The 26,111-nt window shown below is 62.8% G+C and carries 21 protein-coding genes and 1 pseudogene; 13 read left to right on the top strand and 9 right to left on the bottom strand.

Features of this window, described 5'->3' with window-relative positions; translation table 11 throughout:
- Window positions 1-20: 20 nt before the first annotated feature.
- The 3 genes and pseudogenes from GO591_RS02325 to GO591_RS02315 all read right to left on the bottom strand — a co-directional run bounded on the left by GO591_RS02325 (window position 21) and on the right by GO591_RS02315 (window position 3,577).
- Window positions 21-1,748, bottom strand: a complete 1,728-nt coding sequence (locus GO591_RS02325; RefSeq protein ID WP_157155330.1) for a DUF4012 domain-containing protein — start codon at window positions 1,746-1,748, stop codon at window positions 21-23.
- A 149-nt stretch (window positions 1,749-1,897) separates the two neighbouring features.
- A pseudogene (locus tag GO591_RS02320) lies at window positions 1,898-2,641 on the bottom strand (ABC transporter ATP-binding protein); the annotation flags it as partial.
- A 3-nt stretch (window positions 2,642-2,644) separates the two neighbouring features.
- Window positions 2,645-3,577, bottom strand: a complete 933-nt coding sequence (locus GO591_RS02315; protein WP_157155328.1) for an ABC transporter permease — start codon at window positions 3,575-3,577, stop codon at window positions 2,645-2,647.
- A 145-nt stretch (window positions 3,578-3,722) separates the two neighbouring features.
- On the opposite strand from GO591_RS02315, the gene GO591_RS02310 reads away from it, so the two are divergent.
- Entirely contained in the window at window positions 3,723-4,880 is a 1,158-nt protein-coding gene (locus tag GO591_RS02310; protein ID WP_370455327.1) for a glycosyltransferase family 2 protein, read from the top strand.
- Here the strand turns inward: GO591_RS02310 and GO591_RS02305 are convergent, their stop codons facing one another.
- The 3 genes from GO591_RS02305 to GO591_RS02295 all read right to left on the bottom strand — a co-directional run bounded on the left by GO591_RS02305 (window position 4,881) and on the right by GO591_RS02295 (window position 10,497).
- Window positions 4,881-6,233, bottom strand: coding sequence for a glycosyltransferase family 4 protein (locus tag GO591_RS02305; RefSeq protein WP_157155326.1), 1,353 nt, complete (start codon window positions 6,231-6,233; stop codon window positions 4,881-4,883). It abuts the gene before it with no gap.
- 85 nt (window positions 6,234-6,318) lie between these two features.
- Window positions 6,319-7,947 (bottom strand): glycosyltransferase, encoded by a 1,629-nt coding sequence (locus tag GO591_RS02300; protein ID WP_157155325.1) that lies wholly within the window; start codon window positions 7,945-7,947, stop codon window positions 6,319-6,321.
- A gap of 261 nt (window positions 7,948-8,208) precedes the next feature.
- On the bottom strand, window positions 8,209-10,497 hold the full coding sequence (locus tag GO591_RS02295; protein ID WP_157155324.1) for a hypothetical protein: 2,289 nt from the start codon (window positions 10,495-10,497) through the stop codon (window positions 8,209-8,211).
- 147 nt (window positions 10,498-10,644) lie between these two features.
- Here GO591_RS02295 and GO591_RS02290 point away from each other — a divergent pair, with 147 nt between their 5' ends.
- From GO591_RS02290 to GO591_RS02255, 8 genes are all read left to right on the top strand, one after another.
- Window positions 10,645-11,802 (top strand): glycosyltransferase family 4 protein, encoded by a 1,158-nt coding sequence (locus GO591_RS02290; protein ID WP_157155323.1) that lies wholly within the window; start codon window positions 10,645-10,647, stop codon window positions 11,800-11,802.
- Between the two features lie 17 nt (window positions 11,803-11,819).
- Window positions 11,820-12,668: a glycosyltransferase family 2 protein gene (locus GO591_RS02285; RefSeq protein ID WP_198295528.1), complete on the top strand. Its 849-nt coding sequence runs from the start codon at window positions 11,820-11,822 to the stop codon at window positions 12,666-12,668.
- 137 nt (window positions 12,669-12,805) lie between these two features.
- The gene (locus GO591_RS02280) at window positions 12,806-13,207 is read left to right on the top strand and encodes a GtrA family protein (RefSeq protein ID WP_232466243.1); all 402 of its coding nucleotides are present in this window, start codon (window positions 12,806-12,808) and stop codon (window positions 13,205-13,207) included.
- Window positions 13,207-14,046, top strand: a complete 840-nt coding sequence (locus GO591_RS02275) for a glycosyltransferase family 2 protein (protein ID WP_232466242.1) — start codon at window positions 13,207-13,209, stop codon at window positions 14,044-14,046. Before GO591_RS02280 ends, GO591_RS02275 begins: the two co-directional genes overlap by 1 nt.
- Window positions 14,043-16,280 carry a hypothetical protein gene (locus GO591_RS02270; protein ID WP_157155322.1) on the top strand — a complete coding sequence of 746 codons (2,238 nt, stop codon included), beginning with the start codon at window positions 14,043-14,045 and terminating at the stop codon, window positions 16,278-16,280. The genes GO591_RS02275 and GO591_RS02270 overlap by 4 nt, the downstream gene beginning before the upstream one ends.
- Entirely contained in the window at window positions 16,277-17,824 is a 1,548-nt protein-coding gene (locus GO591_RS02265) for a glycosyltransferase 87 family protein (RefSeq protein ID WP_157155321.1), read from the top strand. The genes GO591_RS02270 and GO591_RS02265 overlap by 4 nt, the downstream gene beginning before the upstream one ends.
- Window positions 17,825-17,890: 66 nt before the next feature.
- Window positions 17,891-18,916 carry a glycosyltransferase gene (locus tag GO591_RS02260; RefSeq protein ID WP_157155320.1) on the top strand — a complete coding sequence of 342 codons (1,026 nt, stop codon included), beginning with the start codon at window positions 17,891-17,893 and terminating at the stop codon, window positions 18,914-18,916.
- Window positions 18,913-19,890: an NAD-dependent epimerase/dehydratase family protein gene (locus tag GO591_RS02255; protein ID WP_157155319.1), complete on the top strand. Its 978-nt coding sequence runs from the start codon at window positions 18,913-18,915 to the stop codon at window positions 19,888-19,890. Before GO591_RS02260 ends, GO591_RS02255 begins: the two co-directional genes overlap by 4 nt.
- On the opposite strand, the gene rfbA is transcribed toward GO591_RS02255, so the two are convergent.
- Entirely contained in the window at window positions 19,879-20,748 is an 870-nt protein-coding gene (gene rfbA, locus GO591_RS02250; protein ID WP_157155318.1) for a glucose-1-phosphate thymidylyltransferase RfbA, read from the bottom strand. The genes GO591_RS02255 and rfbA overlap by 12 nt on opposite strands.
- Window positions 20,749-20,763: 15 nt before the next feature.
- The gene (locus tag GO591_RS02245; protein WP_157155317.1) at window positions 20,764-21,363 is read right to left on the bottom strand and encodes a dTDP-4-dehydrorhamnose 3,5-epimerase family protein; all 600 of its coding nucleotides are present in this window, start codon (window positions 21,361-21,363) and stop codon (window positions 20,764-20,766) included.
- A gap of 70 nt (window positions 21,364-21,433) precedes the next feature.
- On the opposite strand from GO591_RS02245, the gene rfbB reads away from it, so the two are divergent.
- The 4 genes from rfbB (at window position 21,434) to GO591_RS02225 (ending at window position 25,424) form a co-directional block, all read left to right on the top strand.
- Window positions 21,434-22,429: a dTDP-glucose 4,6-dehydratase gene (gene rfbB, locus GO591_RS02240; RefSeq protein WP_157155316.1), complete on the top strand. Its 996-nt coding sequence runs from the start codon at window positions 21,434-21,436 to the stop codon at window positions 22,427-22,429.
- 29 nt (window positions 22,430-22,458) lie between these two features.
- Window positions 22,459-23,286, top strand: coding sequence for a dTDP-4-dehydrorhamnose reductase (rfbD, locus tag GO591_RS02235; RefSeq protein WP_370455343.1), 828 nt, complete (start codon window positions 22,459-22,461; stop codon window positions 23,284-23,286).
- Window positions 23,283-24,422 carry a glycosyltransferase family 4 protein gene (locus tag GO591_RS02230; protein ID WP_157155314.1) on the top strand — a complete coding sequence of 380 codons (1,140 nt, stop codon included), beginning with the start codon at window positions 23,283-23,285 and terminating at the stop codon, window positions 24,420-24,422. The genes rfbD and GO591_RS02230 overlap by 4 nt, the downstream gene beginning before the upstream one ends.
- A gap of 210 nt (window positions 24,423-24,632) precedes the next feature.
- A complete protein-coding gene (locus GO591_RS02225) occupies window positions 24,633-25,424 on the top strand; it encodes an HAD-IIB family hydrolase (protein WP_157155313.1) in 792 nt (263 codons plus the stop codon).
- Here the strand turns inward: GO591_RS02225 and GO591_RS02220 are convergent.
- Complete coding sequence (locus GO591_RS02220) at window positions 25,421-25,951, bottom strand: hypothetical protein (protein WP_157155312.1); 531 nt, start codon at window positions 25,949-25,951, stop codon at window positions 25,421-25,423. The genes GO591_RS02225 and GO591_RS02220 overlap by 4 nt on opposite strands.
- Window positions 25,952-26,111 lie beyond the last annotated feature (160 nt).

Here is a 26,111-nt window from a genome sequence, read left to right as displayed (position 1 = left end):
GTACCCCGGGGAGCGTTTATCTATTGCAAGTCCGCACAGTCCACCGTAGATACCGTGACTTCCGTGGGGTTTACGACTGGGGAAATGTCAGTTTCAATAGTGGTTGTCTCAACTTGGTTTGTTGAGAACCAGAAGGTGAAGGTGCCCGCTCGTTCAGGCGCGATCTCGGTACGCGACTCGCCCACAACGAACTCGCCGTCCGTTCCTGCCTTGGTTCCTAGATCGCGACCATCCACGGCGATACGGTCCACGGTATATCCGGTTGGAGCGTAGACCACCGTCGCGATGTCGATCGTCCCTTCTCGGGTAGTCCCACCGCCGCCTGTGACGTAGGGAGGTAGCGAGCGGACGGCACCAACGGGCAATGTGTTCGTGAGCTTGACGGTGACGCGAACGCGGCGCTGCTGGTCGCATTGAGCTTGCTCGATCTGAACACTCTGATTCATGAAGAACCCCAGCTTGGACGGGGTGTAGTCGCGCCAATAAACGCCAATTCCATCCTGTTCGCTGGTGGACGGGGCCGGCTCGCCGAGGAACGGTGAGCGTAGGAGCAGAGCTTGCTCGTCGGTGTTGCCTGACCATGCGAGCATTCGGCGCTCTTCGGCTGACCGCACGAGCTGTTCGATCAGCACAGCCGGGTCGAACTCACCCGCCACGATCCGATTGAATGTCTCCTCAGACAGGTTTTGGTAATAGGCGTCCTGCTCGAGGGGGTCGGAGTACTTCACGTATACGTCACTCATCAGCGACTGGACGAGGTTATCGGAAGTGATGAGGCTGCCGTCCGGCGCCGGAATCGGACCAACCGCCTCGAGGATGTAGCTCAACGCAATGGGATCTAATGCGATCAAGCCGTCGATTTCCGTTCCGAATCGCTCTGACCACATGGACTTGGCGATCTCGAATGATGTCGAGAATCGCGGCGTCTCGGTGAGGTTCTGCATGGTTCGCCCGAGCCCATGCGGCCAGATTGCACGAACGTCGTCAGCAATGGGAATGATGGGCTCTGACCGTCGCGGAAAATCGACCGGGGAGGCCTGTTGTGCGAGTTCGATTCGGCCTTGGTCTACATGGACCTGCACAAGGCTGCCGATTGTGCCACCTCTGGGCATAACTTCACCATTGTGTTGGAAAACCAACAGATAATCCCGCGGACCCTCTGCCCCCAGAGCCCCAGGTACAACGGCCATTAGTTCAGAGCCGGCCTGAAGGGCGGGCTGATAAGTGGTCAGCAAAGAATCAAGGGAATCGACCGCAACCCCGACCTGATCGACGAGCCCATCAGTGTTGATGCTGTCGACTCGGAATCTTGCGTCGTCGAAAGCCGCCACGAGGGCTTTGATCGCATCTCCGGCTTCCTCCAGCAGAGCGAGATCGATTGCACCATCGACAGGCTTGAGCGCAGCTGGCGACAAGACGGGAGCGAGGCTGTCGAGCTGCTCGGAGGCGACGCTCAGCACACTGTCTGCGACGGCAGCGAGCTCGCGCACCGCGGACAAGTTGCCACCGGCAACTGGGACGACCTCCGCAGCGCGCCAAATGAAGTCACTGGTCAGCGCACTGGCCCGCTCCGCGTGTTCCGTCGCACTGCGAAGTTTGGCGAGTCCAGCCGGGACTTCTCCAGCGGCAACCAAACTTGGTGCGTCGGCCACCAGCGCCTTCGCCTTCTCAAGCTCAGACTTTGCTTCCAGACCACGAATACCGATCCAGGCGGCCGTCCCAGCCAAAATGAGAAGGGCGGCTCCCACCCCGACAAACGTCCAAATCAAACGCTTGTTCCGGCGACCGTCGTTGCGAGCCCTGAGGGCGCGCCGAGATGAGGATGTGTTGCGAACTGAAGTCACCGATTCATCTAAGCAGACGACGGGTCCCGCCCTAACCGTAGGCAGCGTCAGTGCTCGAATGACTTGCGGAGCGCCTCAATGCCCGCTGCAGTTTCACCGTCATAGACGACAGAGCCACGCGACAGGACCACAACGCGATCACAAAGGTCGGATACCTGTTCGGCCGCGTGCGAGACCAGAATGATCGTCCGCCCCTCGCGTTGGAATTCCTTGATCTTCGTCATGCACTTCTTCTGGAACGGCTCGTCGCCGACCGCGAGCACCTCGTCCACCAACAGAACGTCGGGGTCGACGTGCACGGCGATCGAGAACGCCAGCCGAACATACATGCCCGACGAGTAGAACTTGACCTGGGTATCGATGAAGTCACCGATCTCAGAGAATTCGAGAATGGATGCGAAGTACTCATCGGTCTGCTTGCGCGACAATCCGAGGATCGACGCGTTCAGATAGACGTTTTCGCGGCCCGTCAGGTCGGGGTGAAAACCAGCACCGAGCTCAAGCAGCGCGGCGAGTCGGCCCCGTCGCTCGACGTAGCCTTCTGTCGGGTCGATGATGCCGCCGATGACCTTGAGCAGGGTGCTCTTTCCGGAGCCGTTCGCCCCCAGGAGCCCGATAGTCGTGCCCGCTTCGATCGAGAACGACACGTCCCGGAGCGCCCAGAAATCGTCTTTGTGCTTGTTCGAGCGGCCGAAGTTGACGACGCGCTCCTTCAGCGATTTGTCCTTGCGGATCACGAACCGCTTGGAGACATCCGTGACCCTGACCAGATCCGGTCGTCGCGCATCTACTGCCACTTATCAAATCTCCTGTGCAAAGTTGCCCTGCAAGCGGGCGAAGACGCGCTGCGAAATCCAGACGAGCACCATGCCCACACCGATCATGATGACGAGCCGCAGCAGCAGCTGGTCGGGGTACACGGCCACGGGGTCGGCGGTCTCGCCTGCGATCCAGAATGCCTTCTGAAAGGCGACCATGGCGACCGTCATCGGATTCGCCAGGTAAAGCTCGAGCAGCCAGCTCGGAAGTGCCGAGTTCTCGAAGGCAGTCGCCACGAACCCGAACGAGTAGACGATCGGCGAGATCCAGAATCCGATCAACAAACCCACTTCAACGAGGTACTGCATGTCACGCAGGTACACCGTGACCGCCGAGAGCAGCAAACTGAACGCGACGCCGAACACCAGCACCACGATGACAGCGAGCGGTGCGTAAAGCAGATCCGCATGCCACGGCACCTGGCCCAAGACGATCGTGGCGAGGATCAGCACCACTAACTGCACACCGAAGTTGAACAGCGCTGAGCCGGTCGCGGCGAGGGGGAAGATCTCGCGTGGTAGGTACACCTTTTTGATCAGACCGGCATTATTCAGAATCGAGGAAGTGCCCGCGGTGACGATCTCGTTGAAGAGGCCCCAGAGAGTCAGGCCCGTGAACACGAAGATTGCGAACTGCGGGATTCCGCGTTCGGCGCCGAGTACCTTGCCGATCGCGAAATAGTAGATGCCGAGCATCACGAGGGGCCGGATGAGGCTCCAAAGGAAGCCGAGAGAACTGTCCTTGTACCGGGACTTCAGCTCGCGGCGCACGAGCAGGTCGAGAAGCTCCCGTCGCGACCATGCGTCGGCGACGGACTTGAAGAAGCCCAGAACGGGCGATCCCGCCACCGGTCCGATTCGCTCGAACGGTATCGAGTCAAGCCTCGCGATGCGTTCTTGCGCGGGATCCGTCATTCTTCTCCGTAGTCATGCCTTTCGGCCGGTTGCAACCGACCCATCCTAAACGCTGGGCTGCGCTGGAACTATTCGGGGTGCTTGCCGGCGCGACCGATATGGTGATAATCCCGCAGACGGCCGTTCGCGCGACCGCAAGAAGAGGATGTCCATGCAATCCGTCTCCCTCCCGCAGAGCGCGTCGCCGCGTGTCAGCGTGATTGTCCTGGCTTGGCGACTTGTCGACGAACTGCTCGAGTGTCTGAGTTCGCTAGCCGCTGTGAGCACTACAGAGGTCGAGGTCATCGTCGTGCTGAACGGCGCCGAACCCGCAGTCCGCGCGGCGGTACGCTCGCAAGTCCACGGTGCTCGTGAAGTGAATCTCGAAGCGAACATCGGCTTCGGCGGCGGATGCAATGCAGGGGCTGCCGCCGCACGCGGTGAGTATCTGGTCTTCCTCAACGATGACGCGCAGGTGGAACCAGGAATGCTCGCGGCCCTGATGCGTGGTGCGGATGCCGATCCCTCAGTGGGCGGCGTAGCTGCCGTTCTACTCCACCCGGACGGGTCGCTGCAGGAAGCCGGTTCGCGCGTCTTGCGCACGGCGGGCACTGTTCAACTCGGCGCGGGCATGGACCTTGCCGCTGCGTCGGATGCCGGATTGCTGACGCGCCGAGAGATTGATTACGGCTCGGGCGCGGCCTTGCTCATTCTCAAGCGAGCCTTCGAGAGCGTCGACGGCTACGACCCCATCTACGAGCCCGCCTATTTCGAGGACGTTGATCTCGCGTTCCGTCTCAAGGCTGCCGGATGGAAAATCATCCTCGAGCCCGAGGCGCGTGCCATCCACGCATCCGGCGCCTCAACCTCCCGTGACCGTCGCTTTCAGACGTTCGCCTCTGAGCGTTCCGGGGCGGCCTTCATCGATCGCTGGGCCCGAACCCTCGAGTCAGCTCCGGAAGCCGACGACCCCCTCGAGAAGTTGTGCCAGGTGGTTCCGGGCGAGGCGCCCCAGCGGGCAGCTGAGTCCGTTGGCGTGACCCAGACTGCTGTGCAGATCGCCCAGGACTACTCGACCTGGCTGGTTGGGCATCTCGACGCCCTCGAAGAAGAGCATGCCCGCACGGTGCGCGACCTGGCCGAGTGCCGCACGACGGCCGAAGCGGCGCAACAGCGCGTCCGAGAACTCGAAGCTCGCGCGCACGAGTTGGACCAGCGGCTCCGCGACCTCGAAAGCCGCGGTCCAGTCGGCATCATCAAGTGGCAGGGCGGAATCCTCAGACGCCGCCTCCGTGAGCGCCGGGGGCAGCATCGCACGGGTTGATCAGTCCTCGGGGAAGAACGATTCCCAGAGTTCTGCGGCGTACTGCTTCCAGAGCCGCGGCGATCGTGCCGTGGCCTGAGCTTCGAGTTGCGCCCGGAAAGCATCATCGGTGAGCAGCCGTCGGAGGCCGTCGACGATTGCATCGTCGTCACGCGGGTCCACCAACACGGCTCCCCCGGATTGCGCGATCTCGCGCATGCTGCCGAAGTTGCTCGTCAGGGCAGGTGTGCCCACGGCAAGTGACTCAGCCACCGGCAACCCGAACCCCTCGTTCACCGACGGGAACACGGTCGCGACCGCGTCGCGATACATCGCCCACAGCGTGTCGTCCGACATGCCCTTCGCCGCGTGCAGCGGACGGCCTGCCTTCACCATCCGTGTGAACTCGTGCTCAAAGCCACCGCTGTTCCACGAATTGCCGCCGACGAAGAGTGCGTTGAACTCATGCCCCTCACGCCACAGAACCTCAAACGCGTAGAGGAGGGCCATGTGGTTCTTCCGCGGCTCATGGCTCCCTACGCACAGCACCAGCGGTCGCTCGGCGTCGAAGATGTCCGCCGCCGCCCCTGCGGTAATCGGATCGGATTCGCCGGCCTCGGCAGGAAGCTGCACTTCCTGAATTCGTGGGCCTGGCACGCCAATCGCGGAGAGCATGGAGCGCCAGCCTTGATACTCCGCAGACGAGGCCATCGACGTCGTCGCGATCGATGACGCGTGCCTCGCGGCAGCCAGATTCTTCGCGAAGGCACCGCCCATGCCCGGGCCGACCGTCTCTGCTGTGGAAATCGGAACGCAGTCATGACCGACCATGTGCAGTCGGTTCCCTGAGAATCTCGCCATCGCCTGCAGGCGCGCGGTCCGCTCCGGCTCGGTGGCCAACTCGGGAAGGATGTAATCGCACTCCCACGGAATTGTGACCGTGCCCTGCGCGAACTTGGCATCGGGACGATTGCCGTAGAGCGCGTTCGACCGTTCATCCTCGGTGAGCAACCGTGTCGCGTCGTAGGTGGAATTCCACCCGATCAACGTGATCGTGCGGCTCGTCGCCCATTCGGCGATGGTCTGCCGGACCACCCGCTGGATGCCAGTCGCAAGCCGTGTCCTTGCGGTGTGGTGCACGTCGACGATGACGCTGCCCCGCACGACTTCGACGGATGGCGGCGAGATCGTGAACCTCGCGGCACGGCTGGCCCGTGAAACGATTTCCTTCAAGGCCACCTCGGCACCGTCCAGCTTGGCCTTGCGAACCAACGCGACGATGTCGTCTTCGCGGGGAAGACGCGCCGTCAGCACCGCGTATGCAAGCCAGACCCGAGCCGGGTCGGTGCCGACAGCCGCCCCAAGCGTTTTCACTGCCGAACTCAGACTGAGGAAAGTGCCACTCGCGGGCGTGAGGTCGAGAGTGTCGGCCAGAACATGAAGTCGGCCAAGGACGTGTTTACTCGGCATGGATGGGCCTCCCGATCAGTGGCTGCACCAACGCCTCCCAGAGCTCGCTCGAATAGTCGTCCCAGGTGCGAGGCGCTCGTGCCGCTGCCTCGGCGCGAAGTCGCTCGAGCTCGGCCGGTTCAGTCAGAAGCCGACGCATCCCCCCCATGAGATCGTCTTCGTCGCGCGGGTCGACCAGAAGGCAGCCTCCGTCGGCGGCGATCTCGGCGGTGCTGCCGTAATTCGTCGTGATGACGGGCACACCCATCGCCAGCGACTCCCCAACTGGCAGGCCAAAACCCTCGTGCAGTGAGGGGAACACGGTGAACGCCGCCTCCGCGTATGAGCGGACCAGCGTCGCGTCGTTCACGCCGCGCAGTACTTCCACGTTGTATCCGCGGCGACGCAGTCTCTTGATTTCCGCGTCGAACCCCTGGATGAACCACGTGCTCCCGCCACCGATGAAGCGCAACCGGAATTGCACCCCTTCGCGCCACAGACGTTCGGCTGCGTACAGAATGGCGTAGTGGTTCTTTCGAGGCTCCTGGCTACCCACAACGAGCACCAGAGGCACGCCGCTCACCGGGTCTACATGTTCGGGCCGATGAGGCACGTCACTGGGGAGCGGCACCGCGACCACTTCTGGGCCGCGGATGCCCTGCGCCGTCAACATATTGACGAAGCCCTGAAACTCTGCCGCGGCTGACTTGCTGACACCGCTCAACCGGTCAGCGTGCTTCACAATGCTCAGGTAATCAACGAAACGATTGGTTTCCTGGTCGGGCACGGTGTCTGCACTGATCACCGGAATGGCGTCATGCACCACCATTGCCACGCGTGTCTGGGTGAATTCAGCGATCGCCGCCAGCGGGGGGCACTGCTCCTGCTGGGGAACCTCGATCATGGTCAGGGCGCCGCGGATCGGAATGATGATCTCGGGTTGTTCGACGACATCGGCGCTGGCGGCCGAGTCCCGCCCACCCCATCGAAGTAACCGGTCGTGCTCTGTTTCGGTGAGGGGGCGGTACGCGTTGGATCGGTCGGTCCAGACCACGAGTTCCGGGGAGTGGATGGGTTCCCACCGCGACATCGTCTGACGCACTACTCGTTGCACACCCGTGTTGTGATCGGTACGCGCCGAGAAATTCACATCGACGATGACGCCGTCCTCGACAATCCGCGCCCGTGCTGACAGCCCGCCGCCTCGGAGGGCGGCATCGCTGCAGGCTTGCAGAATGACGACATGGACGTTGTCGTTGCCGGCGAGTCGAATAGTTCGCCGGAGGCTGCGAACCTCATCCGCAGTCGGATAGGTTGCGGTGACAGCGGTATAGAGCAGCCAGATGTGATCGAATCGCGGGTCGGCCTGCAGTCTGCGACCCAGCGAGTGCAGCAACGGGCCGACGCCTCGATCCGCCAAGTCCTCGAGCGCATCCACAGGCTCGCCAAGATGGGGAGCTACGGCGCGGAGCCGCTGGAGCAACGCGTCGGTTTCCGTCGCATCCGCCATCACCGGCGCGCCCTGCGCAGCCGGCGGCGCGCAACCGCGACAGCAGCTCTCGTCGCTGGCACCAATCCCAGTTGGGAGACTTTTATCTGGTAGCTGCGCATCAGCCGCAGTGGCCGGGTGATCCGCCACGACAGGGTGTTGGAGAAGCTTGTGTCGACGAGGGCCTGCGCACGCAGCGCAGCGAGCCAGGTTTCCACGTCGGCGTTGCTTCGGCTATCGAGCTCGCGTCGGAGTTCGTCGCGCTCCGCTTCGACGCCTGCTAGACGCCTCCGCATTTCATCCATCGTTTCGCTGACCATTCGCATCCGTCCCGCAGTTGCTCGTTAGGCAGTCGATTCTAAGCCACCAAATCTAACGATCAGCCGCGAACGTCCCCCATCGAGGGGACAGTCAGATGGCTGGACCGATCGGGATCGTCGCCAGCGGTTCCGTGTTGACCGTGACAATCACGGGCGAGTTGCCACCGTTCCGCTCGACCAGCTTGTCCCAGGTCGAAACATGGCGTCGGGTCCCATCGACCAGTTCGTACACGTTGGACGAGTTCGGGGATTTTACGAAGAAAGCACCCGGAACCTGGGTGGGCGACTTGGGAGTTGTCGCACACATCTGCGAGCTGACGCTGGTCGCAGCCAGCCCGAAGCCATTTGGCGAGGCCAGCGCCCAGAGGACGCCCTGCGCTGCGATGAAGTACTTGTCACCGCACTTCACGGTGATCTGAAGCGCCGCGTCCGCCGGCTTATGCCCTGCCAACGCCGCGTCATCCACGGTCTTGTAACCATGAACGCCCATTTCAGCCGGGATCGCGAAGGAACTCACGGGGACCCGCGTGTCCGGACCATTGACCAGGAAGATCTGCGGCGATGCCTTCGACTTCACGAGCGAGCCGATCTCCAGCAGCATGGGCCCAGCGCTCGCGGCGGCAATCGTCGAGGCGGGGGTGGTGATGATGACGGGAGCCGACGTGCCGGCGAGAGCCACCAACGCGTCCCACGAGGAGATAGGGCGAGCGGTGCCAGCGTTTATCCAGTACACCGTCGAATTTCCCGGTGACTTGGCCAGGAGCGTCGAGGTCGTCTTGCCCGACTTCGGCAAAACGGCGCAGGTCTCGGCGCCGAGCGGTGTTGCTGGAAGCGCCTTGGCTGCAGCTCCCTGCAGGCCGACAAGCGATCCGGCCGATCCCGCATAGACGCCGTCCGCGCACTGGACGATGGCAGTCACGCTCCCGGATGCGGTCGTGTACGAGTTCAGAGCAGCATCGTCGGCCATCGCCCAACCAGTGGTTCCGAGCGCGCTCGTCACATCGAACGAGCCCACCGGAATTTTGGCCGACCGACCGTCAACCATGTAGATCTGCGGATTGGACGCTGTGCGGTACAGGCTTGCCGGCTCTAGCAGGGTGGGTCCGTCACTGAGACCCGACATCACCTGAGTCGGTGCGGTGTAGATATACGGAGACTGTTCGCCGGCGAATGCGACCAGAGCATCCCAGCTCGCAATCGGGCGCTTCACCCCGTCTGACACCGAGTACACCGTGGAGTTCTGCGCGGTCTTGGCGAACTCGCCCACTGGCGCGCCGTTAGAGAACCGAGACAACTGCGACGCGAGGATGTCGACGCTAGCTCCGCAATCCAGTTCGTAGTCAGCCATCGACTCACAACTTAGGAATTGATGTTTCCGGCCACGATCCAGGGCATAAATCGAGCCCGTATGCGGATCTCGGACATGCGCGCCCAACGGTCGACCGGTCGAGAGGGAATTCGCGTAACTCTGCGCGACCAGGTGGTACGGGAAAAGCGGCCGCAAGCTTTCGAGCTGCTCCAGCGTCGCAACGTGGTGCTTGGTGCCGCCGACAACAAGGTAGATCGCGCCGTCATCTGCACCAACGATGAGGTGCGATTCTGCCTGCGTGCTGCCGAACCAGTCCGAGAAAATGCGCCAGAAGTTGCGGTTCCCGTATGAAGAGCATGAGTCACCGGTGCCATAGAGATTGCTCAGGGCGGCTGGATTCGGACGGTACGGCGTGTAGATATAGAGACCGGCGGTCGCCTGATTCTCAATGTAGACCTGTGACGTCCCACAGGAGTCGCTCGGGTGCCATTTGATGGTGTTTGTCCGGCCGGCGCGGTAGTTCCAGCTGTTCGGAGTCGACTGGTACACCTTGTACTGGCGAGCCGCACTGTACACCTGGTTGAAGAATCCGTAATAGCGGCTATCGCAGGCGGCGGTGTCCGGGCACGCGTAGCCAGTTGCGATGCGGTACTTACCGGAGCCCGGGTCGACGTCACTGACGAGTCCCTGCTCCTTCTCGAGCAGCGTGATGAGAACCTGGGGATTGATCCCGCAGGCCTGGCTGACGTCGAAGATGATCTTCGACGCCGACTGGTTCGCCCCACCCTGATACGCCTTGCACCGGGTGTCCGCAGCCCGCGAACCCGTCGACTCTGTGAAGTCTTTCAAGCAGACATATCCAGCTCGGCAATTGGGAACCTTCTGCGAGAGGAAACCCTGAATCTGCGCAGTGCTCATCGTGCCCTGATCGTAGAAAACTGCGTCGCTGATGATGTTGCCCGGATTGAAATCCGATCCATTCAGCGCTTCAGCTTGTTGAGCCGGCGCCACGGCCACCAGAAGCCCGGCAACGAGGGCGACGAGCCCCCACGAACTGATCCACTTGCGCATGCCCACCCTCTATCTGCACCGGCGTTCCCACCAACGCTAAGCGCCCGACCGTCCTATCCACCGCAGCAACGCGAATAAACTCGAATATCGACGCATCATGCCGTCACATCCGCACGCCCCGTTACAGGATTGGAAGGTGTACTCAGAATGCGAGCACACCAGCCGATCAGAGTGCTGCTCGATGCCACAGCAGTGCCGGCGGACCGCGGAGGCGTCGGCAGGTACGTCGACAATTTGATCGCCGCTTTGGTCGTCGATCCGCGGGTCGCCTTGACCGTGGTCTGCAAGCCCACGGATGTCGCTGTCCTCGCTGATCTTGCACCAACAGCCGTGACGATCGCGGGACCGCGGCGGCTGGACAACGTCGCCTTCCGATTGATCTGGGAGCAGGTCGCGCTGCCCCGTCTCGCCCGCAAGCTCAAAGTAGACGTCGTGCATTCCCCGCATTACACGATGCCGCTGCTCTCGCGGAAGAAGCGGATCGTCACCCTTCACGACGCCACCTTCTTCAGCGATCCCGGCGTGCACTCCCGCTTCAAGCGGCAGTTCTTTCGCCGCTGGATTCGCCTGTCGATGCGTGTCGCCGACGCCTGCCTGGTACCCAGTAAGTCAGCCGGCGAGGAACTACAGCGGTATTCGGGCGTGCGCGGGCAACGCGTGGTCGTTGCTTACCACGGGGTCGATCCGACACTCTTTCATCCGCCTGCCGATGAGTCGGTGGCTGCCATCGCCACCCGTCTCGGCGTCTCGGAGACGGGCTGGATCGCCTTCCTCGGCACGCTTGAGCCGCGTAAGAACCTGTCCGCGCTGATCGGCGGGTACGCTCTGGTGGCGCGCCGCTTCGCAGAAACCGGAAATCCGCTTCCTGTCTTGTTACTCGCCGGCGGGGCTGGATGGGACGAAGCAATTGACAACGCAATCGCACAGGTCCCGGCTCCGGGAAAGGTTGCAAAGGTGGGGTATCTGCCTGCGGACGACCTCGCTGCGTACCTCGGCGGATCGATGCTGATGGCGTATCCGAGTCTCGGAGAAGGCTTCGGTCTGCCCGTGCTCGAGGCCATGGCATGCGGCGCAACAGTCGTGACAACGCGCCGACTGGCCTTACCGGAGGTCGGTGGCGACGCAGTTGCCTACACCGGGGTCGATGCCGAAAGCATCGCCGAGACAGTTGAGGCGCTCCTGGCTGACGAAGGCGGCAGGATCGACCTGTCCGCCCGCGCGATCGATCGAGCCGCACAATTCACGTGGGAACGATCCGCGCAGTTGCATGTTGCGGCTTACCTCAGCGCGGTGGGAGAGTCATGACGGATCCGCGTCTCGCTTTGATCACGGTGACGTACCGGTCGTCCGATGTCCTTCCGGCCTTTCTCAGCTCGACGACAAACGCGTCATCGCTTCCGCCGGTCGTCCACGTCGCCGACAACAGTGAGGGCTCTGACCCACGAATCCATGAGGTCACGGCCGGATTTGACGGAGTCATCCTCCACGAGCTCCCTAGCAATGCCGGATATGGCGGGGCCGTCAACGATGTCGCGCACACCCTGCCCGACCCAGTTCAGTGGATCCTGGTCGCGAATCCAGACCTGACCTGGGAGCCGGGCAGCCTTGACAAGCTCATGGAAGCGACCTCGCGACACCCGGAAGGCGCGATCTTCGGGCCGCGCATCCTCACGGAAGCCGGCGATACCTATCCTTCTGCGCGCCGTCTGCCTTCCCTGCGCACCGGAATTGGTCACGCTCTGTTCTCGCGCGTATGGCCGAGCAACCCATGGTCGGCGCGTTACAGGGATGACCAGAACACCATGGACGAGGAACGCACGTCAGGATGGCTCTCGGGCGCGTGCATGCTGATCCGGCGCGACGTCTTCGACTCCGTGCATGGTTTCGACCGGCGGTTCTTCATGTATTTCGAAGACGTCGACCTCTGCCGCCGCGTCGGCTCAGAGGGATGGACGTGCGTCTACGTGCCCGATGCACGCGTCACGCACATCGGTGCACACTCGACGGGCCAGGCCAGCAGCGCGATGATCCGCGCGCACCACGACAGCGCGTACATCTACCTGCGCGACAAGTACGCTGCGTGGTACTTGTGGCCGGTGCGGATCGTGCTCAAGCTCGGACTTCGGGTCCGCGCCCGACTCTCGGGATCCTCCCCATCTGACCAACGGTAGAATCATGCGGATGTCCGCACCCGCCGATCGTTTGGAGAGCCATGCACCGGGATGAGAAACCCGGCGAGCTTCCCCTGCCACCCGCAGGTATGGCCGGCGAACCGGGACCGTTCCTCCGTCTGGTGCGCGATTATCGGGTGGCGTTCCTGATCGTCGGCGCCGCCAACACCGCCATCGGCTTCGCCTGGTTCGCGCTCTTCGACATCACGGTCGGCCAAGTGTTCGGCTACATGGTGACCCTGCTTTGCGCGCACGTCGCGAGTGTGCTGTGCGCATTTGTGTTGTACCGAAAGTTCGTCTTCAGGGTGAAAGGCCACGTCTGGAGGGACCTCGCCCGATTCGAGTCCGTCTATCTGGTTGCCCTTGGCGTCAACGCCGTACTGCTGCCGATCCTCGTCGAATTCGCCGGGCTGCAGCCCCTGATTGCGCAGGCGCTCATCGTCTTCGTCACAACTCTCATTAGCTTTTTCGGGCACCGCGACTTCTCGTTCCGCCGGTCTAAGCCCGCATCCGATCCCGCACCAGAATCGAGCAAATAGTGCCCAAGGCCTCCATCGTCATCCCCGCGTACAACAACGCTGAGTACATCGCAGAGACGCTCGATTCGGTCCTCGCCCAGACCTACGAAGACTTCGAGGTCATCGTCGCGGATCACTCCTCCACCGACGGCACCATGTCGGTGATCGAGCGCTACCGTGAGGATCCGCGGATCACGATCCTCACTACGGAGGCAGGAGGCGGGGCACCCCGCAACTGGAACCGCGTGAGCCAGGCAGCCACAGGCACTTACCTTAAATTGGTCTGCGGTGACGATATCGTCCACCCCGACATCCTTCGCCTGCAGATTGAAGCGCTGGAAGCCAATCCCGACGCGGTTCTGGTCGCATCAGCTCGGAGCATCGTCGATGCGAACGGCGACCCGGTGATCAAGCGCCGCGGTTTGCAGGGCGTGGAGGGGACGATGTCCGGAGCCGAGGCTGTGCGGGCGACCGTCCGCTCCGGGACCAATATTTTCGGTGAACCTGGGTGTGTCACCATGCGGCGGGATTCGCTTGAGTCAGTCGGGTGGTGGGACTCACGGTTCCCCTACCTCATCGATGAGGCGACCTATGTCCGTGTCCTGCTGACCGGCACGTTTGTGGCGATCCCCGAAGTGCTCGCCGGATTCCGAGTCAGTGATTCGCAGTGGAGCGTCAGGCTCGCGGCCGATCAAGCACAGCAGGCCGCTGGGTTCCACAACTGGCTGCACGAGACGCATCCCGAAGTGGTTGCTGCAAAGGATGCCCGGACGGGCAACTCCAGGGCCAAGGCGATGGCATTCGGCCGTCGACTCGCATACATCGCCCTCGCGCGTCGTATGAAGAAAGCGAAGCAGTGAGCGAACCCCGCCTTCGCCGGGGCGTCTCGATTCGGACCGAGGCGCCGATATACCTCCTCACGCTCGTTGTATCGAGCATCGCGACATGGTTCGCACTGGATCTGCAAAGGGCGAATCTCAGGGCGCCCCTCGAGTACCAGGGAGATGCGCTGGCGGTCGGCGCGCACATCAAGACAGTCATCGAAACCGGCTGGTACGAGTCGCAGCCCCTCCTCGGTGCGCCCGCCGGCCAGACATACAACGACTTCCCGACGGCCGACAACCTGCACTTCATCGCCGCGAAGATTCTCGCCCTGTTCACTAGCGACTGGGCAGTGGCCTTCAACCTCTACTACATCGTCGGCTTCCCGCTTGCCGCGCTTGCCGCCGTGTGGTTCTTCCGGACGCTACGGGTGTCGGCTCCCGTAACAATTGCGCTTGCGACCCTGTTCGCCATTGCGCCCTACCACTTCATGCGAGGCCAGGGCCATCTTTGGCTTGCCTCTTACTACGCGGTGCCACTCGCCGCGGGACTTCTCGTGATCGTCCTCCAGCGCGGGCGACTGTGGGGCCGGGGCACATCGTCGAACGCCGTGGTTGCCTGGCTACTGAGTCCGACCAGCCGCACTCTGCTGTTCACCGCCCTGCTCGCGACCTCAGGGTCCTACTACGGCGTCTTCTTCCTGTTCCTTATCGCGTTCGTGGGGATCGCGGTACTGATCCGAGACCACAACTGGCGCGGATTCCTCGGGGCGGCCGCCGCTGGTGCATTCACCGTTGTCGTGATGCTAGCGAACATGCTCCCCGACATCATCTACAGCGCGACGCAGGGTGCGAATCCGGGCGGTTTGGAACGCTCACACGGTGAAGCCGAGATCTACGCCCTGAAACTCACCCAATTACTCATGCCCTGGTCCGGGCACCGCATTCCCTTCCTGCGCGAGATCCGTGAACTCTACGACGCGCACTACCCGCTTCTGTCGGAGCGGCCGGCGCTGGGTTTGTTCGGGGCCGTCGGTTTGGCCATCGCGATGTGCGCGGTCGCCTACCTCGCGCTGGTTCGCGTCGCTGCCAGCGGGCGGCAGCCCACGGAGTTCGTGCAACGGCTGGGCGCGCTCAGCGCACTCGTGCTGGTCGCATTCCTTCTCTCCACCGTCGGTGGCCTCTCGACAGTCGTATCGTTCTTCACCTCCGCCCTTAGGGGATGGAACCGGATGTCGATTGTCATTCTCATCCTCTGCTTGGGAATCGTCGGAATCGTCGTCGACCAGCTCATTCGCCGGTTCTCGCCGGAGCGAATGTGGTCCCCGAGGCCACAACGGATCATCGCGGCGGGCGCAGCGGTCGTTATCCTCGGTGTCGGTTTCGTCGACCAGACTCCCAGCGACCTGACCGGGCAGTACCGGCAAGCAAGCACCGCCTACGCGGAGGACGAGGACTGGTTCCAGACCATCGACGATGCCTTGCCAGCCGGAGCCGATGTCTTGCAGCTGCCCTACGTGCCGTTCCCAGAAAGCTCCAGCGCAACTGGAGTCCTCGGTTCCGAGGTGCTGGTCCCCTATCTCCACACAAGTGACCTCAACTGGTCCGGCGCCGGAATCAAGGGTCGCCCGCGTTCTGATTACCCGCTGGCACTGCAGCAATTTCAGCCCAGCGAAATTGCGACACTGGCGGCCGCCGCCGGATTTGAAGCGATCATGGTGGACAAGCGCGCGCTCCCCGACCCGTCGGCAATGGAGGACGGGCTGACCGCGGCGGCCGGAGCGCCGCTGGAAAGCGACTCCGGCCGGTACCTCTACTTCGACCTGAGCGATGTCGCGACGACGCTAGAGGCTTCGGCATCCGCTGATCAGATCTCCGAAGCGGGCGAACTCGTCGTCAACCCGGTGACCGGGTACTTCGGGCCTGAGTTCAGCCAACGGTACGACGAAGCCGGGCTGCCGCTGTATGACACCGGGCTGGGCGATGCGCCGATCCGCATCGTCAACGACACCGGATCGCCTCGAAACGTGCACATCTCGCTGGAGGTGTTGACTGAGGATGCGGACGCGACCGCACAGTTGCAGTTCAATGGCCGAACAGTCAGCGGACGCGCCGAGAATGGGGTGATCGTGCTCGAGGGGGACTTCCTCGCCGAGGCTGGCAGCCATACCGCCTCGCTTGGGGTTTCGTCCGAACCTCAGCCGTTCGCCGTGGGAAATTTCCGTGTAATCGCGGAACCGGTTCAGGAATTGATCGAAGCACAGACAAAATGACCACAACCCTTCTTCACGCAGGATCGCGCTCCACTCAACTCGTCAACGTCCTCCATGTGGCGGTCACCCTCGTCATCCTGGTTATGCTCACGACGTCGTATCTGCTTGACGTGTACGTCACCCCGCTGGGGTTCGACGAATCGTACGTCCTGCAAGCCCCGGTGAATCTGATCAACGGGTCGGGATACGCCTCCACCAACTGGTCGGCGGGCGGCGAGCCCGTGCTGTTCGATCCGCTGCTTTCGACCGGCCCGACGGTGCTTCTTCTCAACGCTGGCATGTTTGCGGTGTTCGGCGTCAGCATCGAAGCCGCGAGGTGGGCGATGCTTCCGTTCGCCGTGCTAGCAGTCGCAATGACATGGATCGTTGGACGGCGGGTGGCTGGCCGCTGGGGCGGAGTCGCCGCTCTGGTCGCTCTGCTGGCGCTCAAGTCCAGCGTGGACTACCCCGCCACGGTTGTCTTCGGACTCGGAGACGCCATCGGGGAGTTCCCCGCGGCAGCATTGATTCTGGCCGCGATCGTGCTGCTGCCGCGATCACGTTTCCTCTCCGGAGTTGCGCTGGGTCTTGCGGTAATCACTAAGCTCATCGCCGCGCTCGCTGTCCCCGCGGTGGCACTCGCCGCCTTACTCATCATCCCAGGGACCCTGTCTCGCGCGTGGCGGACGCGATTCGCGAGTGTCGGACTGCTCGCCGCCGGATTTGTGGCGCCCCTCGCGCTCTGGGAAGCGATCAAACTCTTCTCCCTCGGGCTGCAGGACTATGTGGCACTCACGCTCAACCATGCCAGCGTTTTCTTCTCCAACGGCTCTGGTGCGGACGGCGGCGGCGGCCAGCTCAGGCTCCGCGCCGAGACGATTCTCCATGCCTTCTACTCTCCGTCCCCCTGGATCACTCTGGCCATGCTGGCGGCCTGCGCGATCCTCGCGGTCACTTGGCTATACCTGAGTCGGCGCCGATCTGGCTCGTTCGCTTTCCTCGCCGAGGACCGGGTCCTCGTCGTCACCATCGTCGGCGCGCTCGGCACTCTGCTGTTGTTCGGCGCGTGGTGGATGCTCATCTCGGACCGGGCGTGGTTCCGACATGTGCTCATCGGAGTCGTGGTCGGGCTGCCTGTCGTCGCTGCCCTGGCTGTTCGCGGGCTCCAGACAATCGCGGCCAGGAGCAGTCGACTATGGCGGGTGGCAGCGACGGGTGGTGCGGTAGTGCTTATCGCCGGCGTTGGCTGGGCTTCTTACGATCACGTTCACTCCGCCACGACGCCGACCGGGTGGACGCGCGACGAGCAGTTGCAAGACGCTCAGGCCTTGTTGGATCTGAACGAGGACTCGGTACAGCATCTTGGTGGCTGGCAGAATCCCGAGCTGATGTTCTTGACCGGGCTCACCACCGGCCCGTATAAAATTGGTCAGGGCCCGATCCTGCTCACTCCTATCATGAAGACGAGCGACTCATTCGGTTATGACGTCCTCAAGGGACAGTGTGTTGACACTCTCTACGAACGCGGGACGACCCTCATCTGCCGCCCGCTCATCAACCCGTGATGAGTCCAGCCAGCGCGAACTGGCCCTATGCTATGGTCGTTTCTCGTGGTTGATAGGGCAGAAGCAATGAGTGATAGCCCGCACACCGTTTCAGTAGTCATCCCCGTTTATCAGGGTGAAAAGACTCTCGCCGGCGTTCTCGCGGAGATTGCCCCGCTTGCGGTTCCCATCTCGTCCCCCGGCGGTAATCAGTACGTCGTCACTGAGGTACTGCTCGTTCATGACAACGGCCCCGACCACTCCGACGACGTGATGCGGGCCCTCGACGAAAAGTACGATTTCGTGCGCCCGCTCTGGCTGAGCAAGAACTACGGCCAGCACGCGGCCACCCTCGCCGGAATGGCCTCCAGCGGAGGCGACTGGGTCGTGTCACTGGACGAAGACGGGCAGCATGACCCGGCGGCCATCGGCTCCCTGCTGGACACCGCCCTTCGGGAGCGCGCTTCCATCGTTTACGCCAAGCCCACGAATGAAGCTCCTCACGGTTTCATGCGCAACAGCGCGTCAAAGCTTGCCAAGTGGATGCTGACGAAACTGGCCGGAGGCGGAGCCGCCTCGGACTTCCAGAGCTATCGGCTCATGCTGGGCAGCCTGGCGCGAAGCGTGGCGGCCTACTCCGGATCCGGCGTCTACCTTGACATCGCCCTGGGCTGGATGGCCGGCAAGGTCACTACTTCGCCGGTAACCCTCCGCGAGGAAGGTGACCGGCCCTCCGGCTATTCAATGCGGAGGCTATTCAGCCACTTTTGGCGCATGGTGATCTCGAGCGGAACCAGGGGGCTGCGTCTCGTCAGCCTCATCGGCGCCGGCTTTGGTCTCGCTGGCATTGCGGTAGCGATCTACATTCTCGTTGCCCGCCTGACCAGCTCGGACGTGCCCGAGGGCTGGGCCTCCACTATCGTGGTCATCCTGATCTCGGCTGGCGCGATCTTGTTTGCCCTCGGCATCATTGCCGAGTACATCGGGGTCAATGTGAACATGGCGATGGGAAAGCCTCCTTACCTCATCGTGTCGGATCCAGCGAACGGGCCCCTCGGGCGCGGCAGGCAGGAACGTCCGAGCCCACAGGGGTCGGATCCTGCATCACAATGAGGCAGCTCGCTTGGGTGATCGGCGCCAGGGGTTTGCTAGGACGCGCGATTACCCGACAGATCGATGGCCGGTCACAGTGGGAACGATTCGCGGCTGATCCGATCCCCTGGGGCTCCGCACAGGCCGCCACCGCTCAAGCTCGGAAGACTGCGGCAGCCCTATTCGATGAAGCTGCAGCAACCGGCTGCAGGTGGACGATCCTGTGGGTCGCCGGGGCAGGCGTCGTGGCTTCATCGGCCGAAAAGCTGGACGCCGAGTTCGCGCAATTCCGCGACATCTTTGACGCGATTGGCGAGGAGTCCCAAGCAGCTGGCGCGGCCTCGAACGGAACCGTGTTCTTCGCATCGTCGGCCGGCGGGGTTTACGGCGGATCGCCGAATCCGCCCCACACCGAACTCACCCCACCCGTGGCCATTTCTCCCTACGGGCAGGTCAAGTTGCGGATGGAAGAAGCTGTTGCCCAGTTCTCGGGCCAGTACGGGGTATCGGTGCTTACCGGCCGGATCGCGAACCTTTATGGCCCGGGTCAGCAGCTCGGCAAAGTCCAGGGCCTAATCTCTCACCTCGCCTTGGCGCAATTCTCACCTCGTCCGGCGTCGATCTTCGTGCCCCTCGAGACTGTCCGTGACTACATCTTCGTCGACGACTGTGCAGAGCTCATCTGCGATGCCATGGACAAGCTGGCCAGCGTCACCCAAAGTGACGGCCGCACAGAGGTGACCAAGATTCTTGGATCGGGTGTCGGCGTGACCATCGCCACCCTACTGGGTTACTTCCGAGCGCTAAGCAAGGGGCATCCCAATATAGTTCTCGGCAGTTCCCGCTTATCGTCGCTTCAGGCGGTAGACCTGCGACTCCAATCGGTCGTGTGGTCCGACCTCGATGCCCGCGAACTCACGCCGCTGCCCGCAGGCATCAACGCCACCATGCTGGACATCCTGACGCATGTCCAGCAGCCCCGCTCACTTGGGTAGTTCGAGCAGCCGCTCCAGGTAGCGGCCGTATCCGCTCTTCACCAAGGGAGCAGCCAGCATCCGAAGCTGGTCATCGTCGATCCACCCGGCGCGCCAGGCGATCTCCTCAATGCAGCCCACTTTGAATCCTTGACGATCCTCGATGACGCGCACGTACTCCGACGCTTGCATCATCGATTCAAAGGTGCCAGTGTCCAGCCAGGCGGTTCCGCGGTCAAGCACCTGCACGCGCAGCGTGCCGGCCTCAAGGTACTGCTCGTTGACCGTGGAAATCTCAAGCTCGCCGCGCGCGCTCGGCTTGATCGTCTTGGCAATCTCGACGACCTTGTTGTCGTAGAAATAAAGGCCGGGTACTGCGTAGCTGCTCTTCGGATTCTGCGGCTTCTCTTCGATCGAGACGGCGGTGAAATTGTCGTCGAACTCGACAACTCCATATGCACGAGGATCACTCACCTGATAGGCGAAGATCGTGGCCCCCGCAACCTGGGTATGTGAACGCAGCGCAGAGCCCAGCCCGGTGCCGTGGAAGATGTTGTCTCCGAGCACGAGGGCGACGTTCTGGTCACCGATGAACTCTTCACCGATGATGAAGGCTTGCGCCAGACCATCGGGCGAGGGCTGCACCGCATACTCGATTGAGATACCCAAGTCGGTGCCATCCCCGAGGAGCGCCTTGAACTGGTCGTTGTACTCAGGGCTCGTGATGATCAGGATCTCGCTGATTCCCGCCATCATGAGCGTCGACAGCGGGTAGTACACCATCGGCTTGTCGTAGATGGGCATCAACTGCTTGGAGGTGCCCTTGGTGATCGGCCAGAGCCGCGTTCCGGAGCCTCCGGCGAGAATAATTCCGCGCATGTGGGGGTTGCCTGCCTAACTCAATGATTCGTAGAAGGAACGCGCAGCGTTCCATGTGGGAAGAAGACCCGCGGACTCGGCCTCAGCGAGATTGGGAGCCTCGGCATCCTTGGGGGACAGCAACGGCTCCCCCGCTTCGGTCGGAAAGATGAGTCCGACTTCTGGGTCAAGCGGGTTGATACCGTGCTCACGGGGTGCGTTGTAGACATCGCTGACCAGGTAGGTGACCGTCGCATCGTCGGTAAGCGCGACAAATGCGTGACCGAGCCCTTCACTGAGGTAGACCGCGCGCCTGTCCACGTCATCGAGCAACACTGAGTCCCATTGACCGAAGGTGGGCGATCCCACGCGGATGTCCACAACGAAATCGAGCACTGCCCCGCGTACAGCCGTGACGTACTTGGCTTGGCCGCGCGGGATGTCGGCGAAGTGGATGCCGCGCAGCACCCCGCGGCGTGAAACCGAACTGTTCGCTTGACGCAGATCCAGCGGATGCCCGACTACGTCGGCGAGGCGGTCAAATCGATACCATTCAAGGAACACGCCGCGATCGTCGGTGAACTGTCGCGGCGTGATCTCGTAGGCGTCAGGGACGCTCAACTCGCGGATTTGCACGCTGGGGAGTCTACCAACCACCTCTCGCTAGAATTGCCGGGACCTTTCCCCGACAGAGAGCAGACACTTCGTGAGGATCCTCGTCACCGGCGGTGCCGGCTTCATCGGCTCGAACTTCGTGCACTACGTGCTTAACAACACTGAGCACTCGGTGACCGTCCTGGACAAGCTGACGTACGCCGGAAATCTCGCCTCCCTCGGCGGGCTCCCTGAGGCGCGCTTTGAGTTCGTCAAGGGCGACATTGCTGACCCCGCGCTCGTCGACGACCTGTTCGGTCGCCACGACGCCGTCGTTCACTACGCGGCGGAGAGCCACAACGACAACTCCCTGAACGACCCGCGGCCGTTCCTCGACACCAACATCATCGGCACGTACACGCTGCTCGAGGCCGCGCGCAAGTACGATATGCGCTTCCACCACATCTCTACCGACGAGGTGTACGGCGACCTCGAGCTGGACGACCCGGCGCGGTTCACCGAGCAGACGCCGTACAACCCGTCCAGCCCGTACTCGTCCACCAAAGCTGGCAGCGACCTGCTCGTGCGCGCCTGGGTACGGTCTTTCGGCGTCAGGGCAACCATCTCGAACTGCTCGAACAACTACGGCCCCTACCAGCACGTGGAGAAGTTCATCCCCCGCCAGATCACCAACGTCCTGCGCGGCGAGCGTCCCAAGCTCTACGGTACCGGCGAGAACGTGCGCGACTGGATCCACGCCAACGACCACTCCTCCGCGGTGCTCACCATCCTCGAGAAGGGCGAGCTCGGCGAGACCTACCTGATAGGCGCCGATGGCGAGAAGAACAACAAGGACGTCGTCGAGCTCATCCTCACCCAGCTCGGGCAGCCCGCGGACGCCTACGACCACGTGAACGACCGCCCTGGCCACGACCTGCGGTACGCCATTGACTCGACCAGGCTGCGCACGGAACTTGGCTGGACCCCGCAGTTCTCCGACTTCGAAGCGGGACTCGGCGACACCATCCGCTGGTACCGCGACAACGAGTCCTGGTGGGCCCCGCAGAAGGATGCCACGGAAGCCCGCTACCGGGAGCAGGGGCAGTGACCAGCTACCTGATCACGGGAGCGGCCGGGATGCTCGGCCACGACCTGCAAACCGTCCTCGCCGGTCGCGACGTGACGGCGCTCAGCCGCGCCGATCTCGACGTCACCGATCTCGATGCAGTGCGTGCGGCTGCAGCGGGCCACGACGTGATCATCAACGCCGCCGCCTACACCAAGGTGGACGACGCCGAGACCGATGAAGATACCGCCTACGCAGTGAACGCGACCGGGGCGAAGAACCTCGCCACCGCTGCGGCCGAGGTCGGCGCTAAACTCGTGCAGCTTTCCACCGATTACGTGTTCGACGGCACTGCCGATATGCCTTATAGCGAGGACACCCCGCAGAATCCGGTGAGCGCGTACGGCCGGACCAAGGGCGAGGGCGAGCGGCTTGCCCGCCAGGCTCACCCAGACGGCACTTACATCGTGCGCACCGCATGGCTGTACGGCCAACATGGGCAGAACTTCGCGAAGACCATGCTGCGCCTGGCCGGAACCAACCCCGAGGTCACCGTCGTGGCCGATCAGGTCGGCCAACCGACCTGGACGATGGACCTCGCCAAACAGATAGTTGCGCTTCTCGACGCCGGGGCGCCAGCTGGGATCTACCATGGGACCAACAGCGGCCAGGGGTCCTGGTTCGACTTTGCTCGTGCCGTCTTTGAGAACGCGGGGCTCGACCCTGAACGCGTGAAGCCCACGGACAGCGCCTCGTTCGTGCGCGCGGCGCCGCGACCGGCGTACTCGGTACTCGGGCACGACGGTTGGCTTCGAATCGGGTTGCCGGCCATGCGTGACTGGCGGGAAGCCCTTGCCGACGCCGCCACGTCTGGAGTGCTCAGCCCGGGAACCAAATGACATCAGTGCTGCGCGTGGTCATAGACCAGATGGTCGCCCGAGTCCCCGGCGGTATTGGTAGGTATACCGAGGAGCTGACCCGGGAGATCATCTCGACTGCGCCGCGCGGCTGGTCGGTTGAGGGGGTCGTTTCGTCGGCTTCGGAAACCGACTACAAGCGCATCACCGAGCAGCTTCCGGGCCTTGGTGGGCTCTTCAAAAGCGTTCTTGCCCGCCGTGAACTGTCACTGTCCTGGCAGTACGGCCTGAGCCGCCTACCCGGCTCGGGGATGGTGCACTCCACGAGCCTGCTCGCCCCGCTGTACCGGCATGATCGAGTGAACGAACCGGGCAAGCAAACGGTCGTCACCATTCATGACGCTGTTCCGTGGACGCATCCTCAGACGCTGACCAAACACGGCGTCGCGTGGCACCGAGCGATGGCGCGACGCGCTCAGCGATACGCCGACGCAATCGTCGTGCCATCCCACGCCGTTGCCAGTCAGCTTCGGGAGCACATCGACTTTGGCGATCGAATCCGAGTCATTGGGGGTGCGGTGAGTTCGAAGCTCGTCCTGGCTGCCGACCAGGACGCTGCGGCCAGCCATCTCGGCCTTCCTGAGAAGTACATCCTCAGCGTGGGCACCCTTGAGCCCCGAAAGGGTATCGAATCCCTCATTCGCTCACTCCCGCACTTGGAGTCCGAGCTGCCGCTGGTGATCATCGGCCCGGATGGGTGGGGAGACGTCACGGTAGCCGACACGGTACGCGAGGCGGGCATCGAGACCGATCGAGTGCGGACCCTCGGTCACGTCAGCGACACAAACCTTGCCCTCGCCCTGAACCGGGCGACGGTATTCGTGCAGCCGAGTCTGAGCGAAGGATTCGGGCTCCCACTGTTGGAAGCCATGCATTTCGGGACGCCGGTCGTTCACTCAGACGCACCCGCTCTGGTCGAGGTCGCAGGCGGCGCAGGACTAACAGTGGCTCTCGAGCCTGCCGAGAGCTACCCGGAGCGACTGGCATCCGCGATTTCCACGGTGGCGTCGGACGACGACCTCGCCGCACGACTCGGCGTGCTGGGAAGGGACCGAGAAAAGGCATTTAGCTGGAGAGATTCGGCTGAGAAGGTGTGGCAGCTACATGCCGATTTGTGATGGCTACGCCGTTACGCAGTGTGGGCACCACGCGTCAGAAACGGCTCGTCCGTCACGGATCTCGTGAGTGATCATGACGATGTCATGAACCTCGCACGAAGTGACAGCGCTTACCATGCGTTCCAGTCTACGCGCACGACTGGAGTACCCTTGACGCTGGCCTTTACCAAGCCGTTACCTTTATATCGCCCCCACCGAGAGACGCTACGCATGACCACGCCATCACTCGTCGCCTTTGACCTGGACGACACACTCGCCCCGTCAAAGTCTCCCCTTCCCCAGCCCGTCGCCGAACTCATCGTCCGGCTTCTGCAGTCGGCAGAGGTCTGCGTGATCTCCGGAGGACAATTCGGACAATTCAAGGCGCAGGTGATCGACTCGCTTCCGGAGACGTCTGCGTCGGCACTGAACCGGCTGCACCTGATGCCGACGTGCGGGACTCAGTATTACCGTTTCGAGGACGACGATTGGCGACAGATCTACGCGCAGAACCTCAGCGATGATGAGAAGGCGCGGGCGTTGGCATCCGTCGAGCATCATGCACGCGAGCTTGGCTACTGGGAGGAGGACACGTGGGGCCCGATCTTGGAGGACCGCGGATCTCAGATCACGTTCTCCGCTCTCGGACAATCGGCCCCGGTCGATGCGAAGAGCGCCTGGGATCCGACTGGAGTGAAGAAGAATACGCTGCGTGAGGCAGTAGCCGCCGATCTTCCGGATCTTGAGGTGCGCTCCGGCGGATCGACATCCATTGATATCACGCGCAAGGGGATCGACAAGGCCTACGGCATGCAGAAGCTGTCGGAGATGACGGGCATCGACTTGGACGACATGTTGTTCATCGGCGACCGGCTCGATCCGGACGGCAACGACTACCCGGTGAAAGCCCTTGGAGTGGAATGCCAGGCCGTGACCGGCTGGGAAGACACGATTGGCGTTCTTGAAGAACTAATCCCTCGATTGAGCGATGGCCTTGTCGGTAAGGCGGCCTCAAGCCGTTAGCAGTCGCCACCGAGGAAGTACCCGCCGGCGAGGCCATGAATGATGTCATCCTCGGCCCAAGCGAATGCGCCCCATTGGCCGGTTGGGGTGTCTTCAATCTCGTAGTGCACCAGTTCGTAGAGCACACCCTCGAACTCGGTTGCTTCGATTTCCGCTTCGGGGGTCGCCCTCACCAAGTCATCGAGGGAGTCGCCGACGGTGAAGCCGGTCGGCGTCTCGATGGCGATCTCACCGACCGTTGCGGCTCGCGTGGACGCGTGGTACTGAAAATCTTCAGGCAGCGGGAGCTCAGGCCCGTACGCGATCACGAAGCCGTCATCGCCCCACGTCGCTGTCGACTCGGCGTGGACGCACTCCCCTGCCGCTGTCTCAGCAGGTGTCGGAGCGTCGTCGAACACCTCGCCGAGCATGTTGATTGCGGTCGCCGGGTCTTCGGTGAACGACATCTCTTGAAGCACCGACCCGTCCTCGGCGCGGATCGTTAGGCCATTTCCGCCGATAACCACGGTCGCTGGGACGGCGGTCACCTCCGCTGGCGTTGGTGGGTCGGTCGGAGGCTCTCCCGGTGATGGTGTCGTTGGAGAGGTGGATGGGCCGGAGCATCCTGTGACCACAGTCACGGCGAAGAGTAGAGCTACCCCAGCTCTCAAGGGACCCATGCGCGACGTCATGGTCGTAATCTAATCC

This window comes from Diaminobutyricimonas sp. LJ205 (genome assembly GCF_009755725.1).
Lineage (GTDB): Bacteria > Actinomycetota > Actinomycetes > Actinomycetales > Microbacteriaceae > Ruicaihuangia.
This window is presented reverse-complemented; position numbering and strand designations above follow the sequence as displayed.

Coding starts and splice junctions, on each gene's coding strand:
- GO591_RS02295 (WP_157155324.1), bottom strand. CDS start 10,497: ATGCGCAAGTGGATCAGTTCGTGGGGGCTCGTCGCCCTCGTTGCCGGG.
- GO591_RS02255 (WP_157155319.1), top strand. CDS start 18,913: ATGAGGCAGCTCGCTTGGGTGATCGGCGCCAGGGGTTTGCTAGGACGC.
- GO591_RS02265 (WP_157155321.1), top strand. CDS start 16,277: ATGACCACAACCCTTCTTCACGCAGGATCGCGCTCCACTCAACTCGTC.
- GO591_RS02260 (WP_157155320.1), top strand. CDS start 17,891: ATGAGTGATAGCCCGCACACCGTTTCAGTAGTCATCCCCGTTTATCAG.
- GO591_RS02230 (WP_157155314.1), top strand. CDS start 23,283: ATGACATCAGTGCTGCGCGTGGTCATAGACCAGATGGTCGCCCGAGTC.
- GO591_RS02315 (WP_157155328.1), bottom strand. CDS start 3,577: ATGACGGATCCCGCGCAAGAACGCATCGCGAGGCTTGACTCGATACCG.
- GO591_RS02310 (WP_370455327.1), top strand. CDS start 3,723: ATGTCCATGCAATCCGTCTCCCTCCCGCAGAGCGCGTCGCCGCGTGTC.
- rfbA (WP_157155318.1), bottom strand. CDS start 20,748: ATGCGCGGAATTATTCTCGCCGGAGGCTCCGGAACGCGGCTCTGGCCG.
- GO591_RS02290 (WP_157155323.1), top strand. CDS start 10,645: ATGCGAGCACACCAGCCGATCAGAGTGCTGCTCGATGCCACAGCAGTG.
- GO591_RS02225 (WP_157155313.1), top strand. CDS start 24,633: ATGACCACGCCATCACTCGTCGCCTTTGACCTGGACGACACACTCGCC.
- rfbD (WP_370455343.1), top strand. CDS start 22,459: ATGCTCGGCCACGACCTGCAAACCGTCCTCGCCGGTCGCGACGTGACG.